13 protein-coding genes are annotated in these 12,288 nt (G+C 59.3%); 6 read left to right on the plus strand and 7 right to left on the minus strand.

What is annotated here, in order from left to right:
- Positions 1-55: 55 nt before the first annotated feature.
- The 6 genes from RLCC275e_RS26155 (at position 56) to RLCC275e_RS26180 (ending at position 5,822) form a co-directional block, all read left to right on the plus strand.
- Positions 56-529: an Hsp20 family protein gene (locus tag RLCC275e_RS26155; protein WP_033184552.1), complete on the plus strand. Its 474-nt coding sequence runs from the start codon at positions 56-58 to the stop codon at positions 527-529.
- Positions 530-602: 73 nt separating this feature from the next.
- On the plus strand, positions 603-902 hold the full coding sequence (locus RLCC275e_RS26160) for a DUF982 domain-containing protein (RefSeq protein ID WP_033184551.1): 300 nt from the start codon (positions 603-605) through the stop codon (positions 900-902).
- A 9-nt stretch (positions 903-911) separates the two neighbouring features.
- A complete protein-coding gene (locus RLCC275e_RS26165) occupies positions 912-1,055 on the plus strand; it encodes a hypothetical protein (RefSeq protein ID WP_165402847.1) in 144 nt (47 codons plus the stop codon).
- Between the two features lie 93 nt (positions 1,056-1,148).
- Positions 1,149-2,384 (plus strand): sensor histidine kinase, encoded by a 1,236-nt coding sequence (locus RLCC275e_RS26170; RefSeq protein ID WP_130708030.1) that lies wholly within the window; start codon positions 1,149-1,151, stop codon positions 2,382-2,384.
- 1,251 nt (positions 2,385-3,635) lie between these two features.
- A complete protein-coding gene (locus RLCC275e_RS26175) occupies positions 3,636-4,448 on the plus strand; it encodes a hypothetical protein (RefSeq protein WP_130708029.1) in 813 nt (270 codons plus the stop codon).
- 120 nt (positions 4,449-4,568) lie between these two features.
- On the plus strand, positions 4,569-5,822 hold the full coding sequence (locus tag RLCC275e_RS26180) for an MFS transporter (RefSeq protein ID WP_033184112.1): 1,254 nt from the start codon (positions 4,569-4,571) through the stop codon (positions 5,820-5,822).
- 577 nt (positions 5,823-6,399) lie between these two features.
- Here the strand turns inward: RLCC275e_RS26180 and RLCC275e_RS26185 are convergent.
- The 7 genes from RLCC275e_RS26185 to RLCC275e_RS26215 form a co-directional block, all read right to left on the minus strand.
- Entirely contained in the window at positions 6,400-6,564 is a 165-nt protein-coding gene (locus tag RLCC275e_RS26185) for a hypothetical protein (RefSeq protein WP_003554961.1), read from the minus strand.
- A 319-nt stretch (positions 6,565-6,883) separates the two neighbouring features.
- Complete coding sequence (locus tag RLCC275e_RS26190; RefSeq protein WP_003554959.1) at positions 6,884-7,366, minus strand: MarR family winged helix-turn-helix transcriptional regulator; 483 nt, start codon at positions 7,364-7,366, stop codon at positions 6,884-6,886.
- Positions 7,367-7,494: 128 nt separating this feature from the next.
- Positions 7,495-8,529, minus strand: a complete 1,035-nt coding sequence (locus RLCC275e_RS26195) for a 2,5-dihydroxypyridine 5,6-dioxygenase NicX family protein (protein WP_003554957.1) — start codon at positions 8,527-8,529, stop codon at positions 7,495-7,497.
- 45 nt (positions 8,530-8,574) lie between these two features.
- A complete protein-coding gene (locus RLCC275e_RS26200; protein ID WP_003554955.1) occupies positions 8,575-9,216 on the minus strand; it encodes an N-carbamoylsarcosine amidohydrolase in 642 nt (213 codons plus the stop codon).
- Between the two features lie 54 nt (positions 9,217-9,270).
- Positions 9,271-10,023, minus strand: coding sequence for a maleate cis-trans isomerase family protein (locus RLCC275e_RS26205; protein WP_003554953.1), 753 nt, complete (start codon positions 10,021-10,023; stop codon positions 9,271-9,273).
- Between the two features lie 89 nt (positions 10,024-10,112).
- On the minus strand, positions 10,113-10,910 hold the full coding sequence (locus RLCC275e_RS26210) for an alpha/beta fold hydrolase (protein ID WP_033184109.1): 798 nt from the start codon (positions 10,908-10,910) through the stop codon (positions 10,113-10,115).
- Positions 10,907-12,043, minus strand: a complete 1,137-nt coding sequence (locus tag RLCC275e_RS26215) for an FAD-dependent monooxygenase (protein ID WP_033184108.1) — start codon at positions 12,041-12,043, stop codon at positions 10,907-10,909. Before RLCC275e_RS26215 ends, RLCC275e_RS26210 begins: the two co-directional genes overlap by 4 nt.
- Positions 12,044-12,288 lie beyond the last annotated feature (245 nt).

Genomic DNA, 12,288 nt, shown 5'->3' on the forward strand with positions numbered 1-12,288 from the left:
GGAGGCGCCGTCTTTCGGCGCTTCCGTACCATGTTGCTTCAAGGAGGATATGGCTATGGCAACATCATACGATTATGCACCTCTCTACCGTTCGAGTGTCGGGTTCGACCGGGTCTTCCATCTTCTCGAAAACGCCCAGCGCGCCCGCTCGATCAGCGACTGGCCGCCCTATGACATCATTAAGACCGGCGATGACAGCTATAGGATTTCGGTTGCGGTGGCGGGCTTCACCCAAAACGATCTCGACGTCACCTTCCAATCCAATCTTCTGACCGTGACAGGCAAGAAGCAGGAAGCAGCAAATGAAGGCTACCTGCATCGCGGCATCGCCGGCCGGCCGTTCGAACATCGGTTCGAACTTGCCGACCACGTCAGGGTGAATGCGGCGGACCTCAGCAATGGTCTTCTTTCGATCGACCTCGTTCGCGAGATCCCAGAGTCACTGAAGCCGCGGAAAATCTCCATCCAGAGCGCTCCCGCACTAAATTCTGCTGCTCCCGTGCAGATCGAAGCGCAGAGGGCGGCCTGACCGCATCGTTCGCAGAACAAGGGCGCCGTGGCTACGGCGCCCATCAACATTCCGGGTTCGGAAGGAGAGAGCGATGAAACCCGATATGTTCAGACACCCTGTTTTCATTTTCGTCGGCCTAGGCTTTCCGGCAGAGGTTCGCAGCGTGATGGACGCCTACCGGCATCTCGTCGAATGGCCGGCTTCACTGAGAGACGCGGCTCACTCGGTCGCATTCCAGGCATGCAGGGCCGCATTACGCGGTGAGATCGAAGCAGAGACCGCGCGGGGCCTGTTTGCCGCCTTTGCCGAGAAACACGATCTTCTCGCACCGGAAAACAACACGATCGCCGCGTCTCGTCTGCGAAGTGACAGGGACCCACACGTTCGCTGAGGCCGTCCGATGATGGACAACATGCTGCAGCAGGCCGCTAGCAACGCGATGGCGATGGGGCCTGCGGCTCTGGATCAGGTACACCAGAGCCAGTTTCGATCGATTGAGGTGCAGTCTGCCCTCAAAGAACTCGATCGGCGCTATGGCATCTGATGAAATGCCCGTCGGGGGGCCCGCTTGATCGAACTGGCGTGTTGAGTGACTGGCCTTCTTGGAATACGGGTTTGCGGGTGACAAACGCTTGAGGTGCTCTACTTCAAGACGATCGTGTTAACTTTGCCGCTGTCGTACTGGCCCCGGCTTCCGACCGGGAACTGCATGACTTACATCAACGTGCCCTCCGTCTCTTCCGATCTGCTTGTCGCCGAGCGCGACATTCTCACGAGAGTTGCCGCTGGCGGATCTTTGGGGGATGTTCTTCGCGACATCATCCTCATGGTCGAAAAACCGTCGAACGGCGAGATGCTTGCGTCCATCCTCTTCACGTCAGAGGACGGAAAACACCTCCTTGAAGGCGCGGCGCCCAGTCTGCCGCCAGCATACAATGCGGCCATTCACGGGATTCCGGTGGGGCAGGGGATCGGATCGTGCGGCACGGCCGCCTTCACCGCGAGCCCCGTCATCGTCAGCGATATTGCGAACGATCCGCTTTGGGCCGATTTTCGTGACCTTGCGATCGGCCATGGTCTGCGCGCATGCTGGTCGATGCCAATTCTCGCAGCCGACGGCCGGGTCCTCGGCACTTTCGCGAATTATTATCGCGAGCCGAAGGAACCGACCGAGCGCGACCTCGAAGTCATCGGCATGGTGACGCGCACGACGGCGATCGCCATCGAGAAGCACCGAAACGAACTCGCCCGCGAGCGGGCTGAAGAGCAACGCCTGCTTTTGCTGCGCGAGTTGAACCATCGTGTAAAAAACGTTTTTGCACTCGTGGACTCGATGCTCAATATGAGCGCCCGATCCGCGCGTACGCCAGAGGAATTTTCTGAGGCGGTGCGGGGGCGTTTCCGTGCTCTGAGCCGCGCCCACGAACTCATTCAACCTGGACTATCTCTCACCGAGATCGCCGATCCGACGGACGTTCCACTCTGTCAGGTGATAGAAGACATCCTCGCACCGTACGTGCAGGACGACGGAGGCAGGATCGTCGTAGCCGGGCCGGAAGACGTACAGATTTCTCCGAGAGCCGTCACCGGGATCGCGCTGATCCTGCACGAACTTGCGACAAATGCCGCGAAATACGGAGCGTTAAGTCGCCCCGAAGGCAGGCTCCTCGTGTCCTGGTGCATCTCGAACGTCCTGGAACTGCAGTGGTCGGAAGAGGGCGGCCCGGAGGTCAACGTCCCAAGCGGGATGGGATTCGGGTCGAGGTTGACGAAGCGCACCGTCGAAGGCCAGTTCTATGGAACGATCGACTATGACTGGAGGCCTGATGGTTTGTGTGTCGTTATCCGACTGCCTGCAGACAGGATTCGCTAAAACGCAACTCTCCCCTACGAGGCCGCTCCAGTTATGGCGAGACATCCGAGCGGAACCGATTCAACAGCAAGGCCGAAGAAATTCTCCAGAACGAGGTTTGCCGCATCTTCCTACGTGTCACAGCTACGGACGATCCCGGTAAAAAGCCATGCGCTTTTGACTGGGTGATATGGGTTGCATACGCTTCACTATTTCGATGCCTGCATGTGAGATGGGGAACGCCAGTCGACAACGACCGCTTCAGGCCGAAACTCACGGGGCTGAGCCCTTTACGACAAGGCCCAGCCCATAGATCACCCTCGTCGGTGAACCGTCTAGCTTTACGGGGACAGCTTATCCGGCAGGGTGTTCGTGAAGACGCCGATCAATTGTTGTGGGCCGCACAGGCTTCATCCATCGGGGTGGCGTTGCTCGTGCCGCCCTGTGTTTGAAGATTGGCAGAGTTATCGACCGGCACTTGGTCTTGTCCATCGTCGTGCCGCTAGTCGTGGAATTCGTGGTGGTGGAATCTCGGGTGGAGCAAGTGTAATAAATATCGTATAAATCAAAATTTCGCTTCCTGGTTGTTGTCAATGGTGTTTTTCTTATAGCTGCGGCCCTTTTTCTCACTCTCTGGTACAAGGGTGAGAGAGCAAAGGCAGAGGTTGGGCCGTTCAAGTATTTTGCGACAACACCTGCAGGAATAAATGAAGTGAACACCCGCTTCAAAGCCGTGGCGGCCTCAGACCCTCGAGGACTGGCACTACAAAGACTTCTGCAAGTCGCCGGGTTTGTTTGCAAGCGTACTTTTCGCGAAGAGGTCTCTTCCGGTGAACAAGAACTCTGGGACTGCGGTTCATTTCCAGGTGTGGACGCAATGGTGGGATGCGCCTATGACTACCAAGTCTTCGGTGTATGGAGTGTTGGGTTTGGTGTGGACCAGAACGATCGCATACACGGCCCCGTTAGAGTATCTAACGGCAGCAGAATAACCTGACATAGATCCCACATTTGCAATGCCATTGTGGCGTCACCGGTTCGCTTCCCTTCAAGGCGACGGATTTGGCTCTTATAACAACGGCACTGATAATCTTCAGTCGGGGCGCGGTGTCGTGACGCCGGCATGGCGATGTTTGGCGGCAGAAGAGCAAAACGACGAGACCGCGGAGCTGTTATGCGGCGGGGCTTAGGGGCTGGGGGACTGCACGTAGACAGGGCCGGAAAGCTGAAGTATGGCGGACGCAGGAGTCTTGTGAGGCGCGAGGGAACGACATGACAGACCTGAACCAAGCGTTGCCCAACCGCAAAATTCGTATCCGCAAGACGGGAGTTTGGCCGGGGGTATTTTTCTATCTCGGGGGGCTGATGCTGCTGGCGGTGGCGGGGTTTATCGGGGTATGGCAGGCGCCCGGCGTGGTCAATGACTGGCTAGTGGCGAGCGATTCGGTGGCGGTGCCCGACGCGACGATCACCGATGGGGAATGCCATGCGCGGCGGGTGGTGTTCGTCGATTGCTCAGCCCATGTCGCCTATGAAATCGAAGGCAAGAGCGTGGAGCACGATATCGACTTGATGTTCGTGAATTTCCACACGGGCGATTATGAGGTCGATGTGGTGCGTTCGGCATCGCAGCCCAACCGAGCGGCGCTGTCGCTGGGGCTGGACATGCTGTGGAACCGCACGCTCGTGGACAGCGCCCTCGTGCTGGGGATCGCGGCAGCAGGGACTGGCCTGTTTGCGGGGGGCGCCAAGAGCGATCGCAGCCGCCGTTTGGCGCGGCGGGAATCCACGCTGGATCTTCGGGAAGTCAAAGTGGCCCAAATCAACCCGGTCTTGGGCGGCAAGTATGTGCAGTTCCAATATGGCGCCGACCGCAAGGGCAAGCCGCTGCTGGCGCTGTCGCGCTTTGGTGGGAAGGAAGAGCCCTATTGGCTCGACGGGCAGCGCGGGATGGCGTTGGCGGCGCTACCGGAAGGGGCGAGCGTGCCGGTACTGCTCGACGCGGAGCTCAAGCGGCTCGATGCCTCGCCGCCGGAGATTGCGACGATTGCGGAGCGATTGAAAGGGATGATGGCGGGGGCTTGAGTATGGGCTCGTCAAACAGGTATTCAACGCACCGAAGCTCGTCATACGAGACGAATGCACTTGGCATTGGTCGAGAGCGTTCAGTTCATAATCGGACCCTGAGGAGTTCTCTCCGTGGCCATGTTTGAAAAGCGGATGACTGCGGGAGGTGGGTCCGATTCTGGCGACGTCGACTCTGGGTATGCCTGGTGGCGGCTGGTACTCACGTTGATCCTCGGCACCGTTGCCTGCGTCGGCAACTGGTCCGTCGTGGTGCTTCTTCCAACCCTGCAAGTCGAGTTCGACACGGTGCGCGGCGGTGCCTCGCTTCCCTATACCTGCACGATGCTTGGCTTTGCCTTTGGCGGGGTTGTAATGGGGCGTCTGGCCGATCGGGTCGGCATCGTCGTGCCAGTGCTGATCGGCGCGTTCCTGCTTTGCGTTGGCTACATCCTGGCTGCCCTTACCACCAATATTTGGCAGTTCGCAGCCTTCTCGCTGGTAATCGGCCTTGGATCAGCTGCCGGCTTTGCGCCGCTGATATCCGACCTCTCGCTTTGGTTTAGCAGGCACCGGGGGCTCGCAGTCGCCTTTGCGGCCTCGGGCAGCTATCTTTCCGGGGCGGTTTGGCCGATGGTTATCGAGCATTTCCAGACGACCCAGGGCTGGCGTGCAACCCATGTCGGAATCGGCATTTTCATCCCACTGGTAATGGTGCCCATCGGTCTGCTGTTGAAGCGGCGTCTACAGACCGTAACCTATGTCCAGGCCGAGGCGGTAACCGAAGCAGCACGCACCGAACTGGGCCTAAGCCCGAACGCGTTGCAGGTCGTCCTTGTCGTCGCGGGCTTTGCGTGCTGCATGGCAATGTCAATGCCGCAGGTCCATATCGTCGCATATTGCGGGGATCTCGGCTACGGTGTGGCGGTGGGCACGCAGATTATCGCCTTGATGCTTGGACTGGGTGTCGTCAGCCGATTGGCGTCCGGGGCGGTCGCCGATCGGATCGGTGCCGGGCCGATGTTGATCCTCGGTTCGTCGATGCAGGCGGCAGCGCTGCTGCTATATCTGTATTTCAACAGCAAGTCGTCGCTCTATGTGATCTCCGGCCTGTTCGGGCTATTTCAGGGTGGCATAGTTCCGATGTATGCCGTGATCATTCGGAAATATCTGCCGCCACGTGAGGCGGGTATCCGCATCAGCCTGGTGTTGATGGCGACCGTGCTTGGAATGGCTTGTGGGGGCTTGGCCGCTGGTTATATTTTCGACGCCACCGGCTCTTACCGCCTGGCTTTCCTGCATGGCTTCCTTTGGAACTGCGTCAACCTTGCTTTGGTGATCTGGTTGATCCTATGGCCCAGGCAGCGGCGGAGGCAGCAGGCGTTGGCGACGTGAACAGGGGCACTTTCTTACCCCGCGACAAGGTCTCGATTTACTGCCCAACGCGCTAACCAAAGCCTCTCGATTCCACACTTTAAAACCCCATTCCCCTGATTTGTGGACACCGGACCCGCCCCCGTGGTCAAAGGGATGGGCAGATCACTAAGAGACACCTACTATCAAGGCCAGCATCATCCCGCTCCGAAGAGCGGCGCGAGATCGAATTGGGCATTGGCACTTACGGCAGTCTTCATCAGTCGGTGGGCGCGCTTTCGCATCCATGAAGGAATGGTGGGTCAATGCTGAAAATGGGTTGGTTGACGGTACGACGAAATGTGCCCGACCGACGACAATAGCTCACGGCAATCCGATGACGGTCTCTTAGAGCAAGGGACTGGCAGTCCCGCGACGCTCGCAACCGTTCAGCTCCTCGGCGATTTCATCTGCGTCCCGCTTTCGAAGTTGCACCAGATCCTTGCCGTTCGTGGCGGCCGGAAGTCCTGTCAAGGTGTCCATGACTGTCCAAGAGCTGCCATCGGGCTCGACCCGATAACGGTCGCCACTCATGACACCACTGCGATGTGAATGGTGCTCAGAGCACATGGGATGAAAACAGGGCTATGACGACCAGCACGGTCATGCAGATGACAATAGACCAGAGGATCGTCTTGACGCGCGGGTTGGTGCGGATGCGCGTTGCAATGTCGGGCGTAGGTGGTAGCGGGCGTCCATGGGCAGAGCCGAGATATCGAGCCATCGCAATCTCCTTGTTTGCCGGGTGAACGCCGCCCACCTCCGCTTGTTCCCCGGCGGAGCTGCGCGACATGCGATTCATGTTAGAAAATGCTTAACTATATTTGGAAGACTTCATTCCGCGCTGTATATCCTCTGATCACGGCGAAATCGGTCGGGATGCGGCGCGTGCGCATAGCAGACGGTCCTTGTTGGGCACAGGCCCAGTGACTGAAGGCCGCCGCCGTACCCCAGATCAAAGTTGTGAAGAAGGTCAACCACGACGATGCCGGTCATGAGGTCGATATTCCACGACACGCCATCATGGCAGGGCGCCAATCTCGTCACCGCTCTCCAACCTCATCGTCCGCGATTTTGCGAAGAAGATACAGCAGCGCAATTCTCTCCGCCGGATTGAGGGGAGAGACGGTTTTCTCGCTGATGAGATATGCGCGAGGATACATGTCCTGAAGCACCGCCTCACCCTTCGGCAGGAGAGAAATCACGACCTTGCGGGCGTCGGCTTTGTCTTTGGACAGATCGATCAATCCACGTGCTTTCAGACGCTCGACGATCCCGCGGATGGTCGCCTGATCGACCGAGGTGGCCTTCACCAATTCGACCTGAGAGCTAGGGCCGAGATCGTGTAGCGCGCAGAGCGTGACGAACTGGACCGATGTCAGGTCTGGGTCACTGGCGTTGGCCTGGAAGATCGAGAGATGCCGCTGATAGGCTTTGCGCAGCAAGTGACCCACCTGCTCGGTAACATCATAGACGGTTTCTGACACCGCGGCTTCACGTGGGCGTTCGGTGTCGTTGACAGTCATGTTAGCGGGTCCATCGGTTGCAGCGTCTAGTGCGTCCATGCAGGAAACACCACAGCGTGTTTCACCGGTCATGGCATAGGAGGCTCGAGCTGCTTGGCGTGTTTTCACGCCAAGCAGGTGGGTTGCGATCACGATTTGACGGTGTGCTGCATTTCCTTGACGGCGATATCACCGTTCAGGACCATCGGCTCATCGTCGAGAAAGAGCGAGCAATTACGCATCGGGATATCGAGATGGCAGGCCGTGTCGTTCGGCCCGCCCAGTTCATTGTTCGGGCCGGTCGAGAACATGACATTGCCGTAGAACGAGCGGGCCTCCATGCCCATGCCGCCCGGAAATTCGCCGGGCACCATGCGATGCCACTTGGCGTTTTGATTAAGGCCCCAGCCGACATGGCTCATGCCCATGCCACGCGGATCGTTGAAACCGTCCATGTAGGATTTGACTAGCTCGGCGTCGAGGCCGCCGCGAATGTCGGTGATCCAACCGTTTTCAATGGTGTAGTAGATCGGATCGCGCACGTAGATGTTCTGCGGCAGCAGAATATCGCCCGGAGCAACGACGATCGTACCGTCGACGCCATCATCGTCACCACCGGTGAAGACAAAGCCGGATGGCCAATGATCCCAGCGGCCCGGCTCGTCGGTGCACGCATATTCCGTGACGGCCGGATAGGTGTTGAGCTTGTAGGTGACATCCGTGCCATGGTCCGAGGTGATCCGCATCACCTTCGCCTTGGACAGCAGGTCTCCGGCAAATTCCACGCGCTCGCGCAGTTCCTTTGTCGGCAACATGCGGGCAAGAATCTCCGGCGGTTCGACGGCGGTCAGGATACGCGTTCCGGCCGCCTGAATCGCCATCTGTTCCGGGCTGAAGAGCAGGAAGATGCAATCGATCAGCATGTCGGCGGCCTTCAGGGCCTCGACCGCGTCCGGCATGGCCGCGAGGCCTGTCTGGCCGACGGCCCATGCGCCCGCCGGTGGCACCGGCGGCAAACGCATGTGATACATCTTGGCCCCAAGACGCATGCCCGCCGCCATGAAGGCGTCGGCATAATCGAGGCGCTCGTTGCCCTGGGTCAGGACGATGAGTTTTTCGCCCTCGTGGACACCCGACATCTTCAACTGATGCAGGCAGATTTCGGTGAAGCTGAATTGATCCATGCTCGTTCCCCTATCTTACGTGAAGGCTTGGCTGTTTTTGCAAAGTTACGGACAGTCGGACTTGATCTTGGCGATTTCGGCGATGGCATCCTCCCTCGAAACGACATCGCCATACTTGCTGTCGATATCGAAGAGGTTGGCATTGTGCGGATCGGGGTGCCGGTCGCCGACGCAATCGCGCACGACGATGGTCCGGAACCCGTGCTGGACGGCATCCACCGCACTTGCGCGAATGCAGCCGCTTGTCGAGCATCCGGCAAGAATGACGGTATCGATACCCTGCGTGTGAAGCAGAGAGGCAAGGCTGGTGCCGAAAAAGGCGCTGGCATATTGCTTGACGATGACCAGCTCGCCCTTTTCCGGCTCGACGCCATCGCAGAATTCGGCCAGCACGTTGCCCTCGACCATGGCCATCATGACCGGAGCCTTTTTCACCCACATGCCGCCATCGGCGCAGTTTTCAGCGAGATAGAGAATGCGGGTGTGGATGACGGGAATGCCTGCGGCGCGCGCCGCAGCCAGAAGTGCCGGTGTTTGTGCGACGGCATCGACGACACCCGGCGCATAGAGCGGCGCGCCTTCCACCGTATAGGCTTTCAGGAAGTCGATCACCAGAAGGGCCGGCCGCTGGCCGAAACCGATGCGGTTGCCCCAAACGCCCTGATAGTTGGTTTCAGCACTCTGCATAGGGCACTCCTTGTTTTCCTCCGCCGCAATGCGGCGGAAACGACAAATTCAGGTTCAATAAGCGCCGGACAGAAGGGCACCGGCACCCGGCACGACGGCTTCCAGTCCTAGTGATTTCAGCATGCAATAGGTAGTTGCCACGGCAGCGGTGAGCACCGGTTTGCCGGTCATGGCCTCGACCTTGGCGATGACGGGCAGCGACGGCATCTGCACGCACGCCGAAAGCACGATGACATCGACATCAGAAAGATCGAGCGTCTGGACGATGGCCGGCAGGTTTTCCGGATCGTGGCGGGCAACATCCAGATTGTCGGGAATTTCAAGCGCCCGCCAATCCATCACTTCGAAGCCTTCCTCGCGAATATAGTTCACGACGAGTTCGGTCAGCGGCTTCATATAGGGCGCGACGACGGCGATCTTCTTCGCCTTCATCACCTTCAGGCCCTCGATCAGCGCGCCGGCGCTTGTGACGACCGGGATGTTCGTGTCGTTTTCCTGCGTGCGGCCGGTCAGTCGCTTTTCCGACTGGCGATGGTAGCCGAGGCCCATCGCCATGATGGCGACGAGGCAGGCATATCCCAACACGTCGACGCGGGCATCGGACAGTTCGATGGCGCACCGATCGGATTCGGCGTCCATGGCGGCCAGTTCTTCCTTGACCACCTTCTTCATGCGCATGCGGCTGGAGTGGAAGGTGAAGCGCTCCGGGCGGATCAGCTGGCGAGCCATCAGCATCGCCGGAATTTCCGTCTCCATCGTTGTGTTGGAACTCGGCACGATCTGGCCGATACGATAGGGTTTCTGCACGGACGGCTCCTTTGATGAGTGAGCGGGCGCACATTGGGCGCTCTCGCTGCGGCAATAAAAATGGCGGGCCAAAGACCCGCCATTGGCGTTTATCGGGAGAGGAAATCTCCAAGCGCCTCGAAGAAGCCGTCGAGATCGTCCCAAGGGATCATGTGACCGGCATTCGGGACACGGCTGATCTCGATAGCGGGGTTGAGCCCACGGATTTCCGCTTCATCTTCCGGCGCAATTACCCCGCCACGTCCCGCGACCATCAACATCGACGGCTGCTTCAGTGTGGCGAAATCCGGGAAGATGTCGTCCTTGTGGAAGTCCTCGAAGGCGGTGACGATGGCAGGCTCGAAGCAGGTGTGCAGCCATTCAGCGCGCAACTGCAGCTGGCTTTCCGTCCATGTCGGGCAAAACGCCTTCATGCCCTCGACATCGATGCCTGCCAGGGCGAGGCGAATGCTATCGACATACCAGGGCAGCTTGCTCGGATAAGGCCGGCGGCCCGGCCCGGAGACCGGGGGATCGATAAGGGCGAGGCGGGAGAACTCGCCGCCGGTATTTGCCGCCCGCATGGCGATGCGCGCACCCATCGAATGGCCAAGCAGCGCAGGAGCGCCAACGCCGAGCGCCTGGGCAAAGCCGATGACGTCGGCGGCCATGGCATCGAGACCGTAGTCGAGATCCGGACCGGTCGAGGACAGGCCGCGGCCCCGAACATCGAGAACGTAGACGTCATGGCGGTCGGCAAGGCGTTCGGCAACGAAGCCCCAGGTGATCGCCGGGCTGGTGATGCCGGGAATGAGGATGACCGGCCGACCCTTGCCGCCATAGCGGAGGTAATGCTGGCGAATGCCGTTGGCAGAGACATTCGCGCCGTAGAGAAGGGACGCGCTCATGCGACGCTCTTGTCGAGGATAGGCTCGGCATAGACGTCGTAGCCGTAGACCCATGAAGGATCTTCCTGCGTCTGCAGGAACGTATTGGCGTTGGACACGGTCTGAACCTGCGTCGCGCGATCGCGTCGGCTGGCCTCATAGAGGCGGAAGGCGGTCGCGTAATCCTGCGATCCGGTTTCCTCTAGGCATCGCGCCAGCATGGCCGCATCCTCGATCGCCATGGCCGCACCCTGAGCCATATGCGGCTTCATCGGATGGCAGGCATCGCCGAGCAGGACCATGCGGCCCTGGCTCCAGAGCGGTAGCGGGTTACGGTTGAACAGCGGCCACTTGGTGACGTCGTCGGTGGCTTCGATCAGCGCCTGTATGACCGGATGGTATCCGGCAAAGGCTTCCGACATTTCTTCGCGGCTGCTCTGCACGAAAGCGCCGTCGAATTCCCAGGCGGGGTGCGGGACGCCGGTCACGTAGTAATATTCGTCGCGGCGGCTGGTGGTGTAATAGACCATCATGTGGCGATCCGGCCCCCACCACTTGACGCAATCCTCGAAGGTCAGGTCGAACTTCTTCAGCTTTTCCGCCGAAATCATCGCGCGATGACCGACCCAGCCGCTATAGTGCGGCTTTTCGGCGCCCAGCAATGTCTCGCGGACGCGCGAATTGATGCCGTCGGCACCGATCACGATCGTGGCGCGCGCCGAGGTGCCGTCCTGGAATTCGAGGTAGACACCCGAGCCATTGTCTTCGAGGCGGGTCAATCGCTTGTTGAACTGGACGGTGCCGGGAGTCATGGTGTCCATCTGCAAGGCAGAGAGATCGCCGCGATGGACGGTACAATAGGTCGCGCCATAACCTTCGAGCGGGATGCGGGAGAGATAGTCTCCCCTCAGGCCATCCCGGCTGAACCAATAGGCCGGCGTGCTGCTGATATCGATCAGCTTCTGGTCCATGCCAATGCGCTGGAAGATCTTCAGGACATTCGGTCCCATGTGGATGCCGGCGCCGAGGCGGGAAAAACTCGGGGCCTGTTCAAAGATCTGGACGTTGAAGCCGGCATGCTGGAGCAGCGCGCCTGCAGCCGCGCCGCCGAGGCCGGCACCGATGATCGCGATCTTTTCATTTCCCGTGGACATGGCGACCCCTTTTTTCCGTTTTTCAACGTATCGCTCTGGCGATAGGCGAATTGGCTTATTTATAGCGTATACGCTTTAAAATGCAACAGCGAGACAAGCATTCGCGGCGGCTGATTTAGTTGGATGCCCCAGCGTAACGCGTTTTTCAACGTTTGCAACAACGAAATTCGACTTGCCAGCGTTCGATATGAAGCGTATACGCTATTTATATAAAAATGAGGGGCAGTAGATGCGTAATGTCGGTG

Source organism: Rhizobium brockwellii (genome assembly GCF_000769405.2).
Classification (GTDB): Bacteria; Pseudomonadota; Alphaproteobacteria; order Rhizobiales; family Rhizobiaceae; genus Rhizobium; species Rhizobium brockwellii.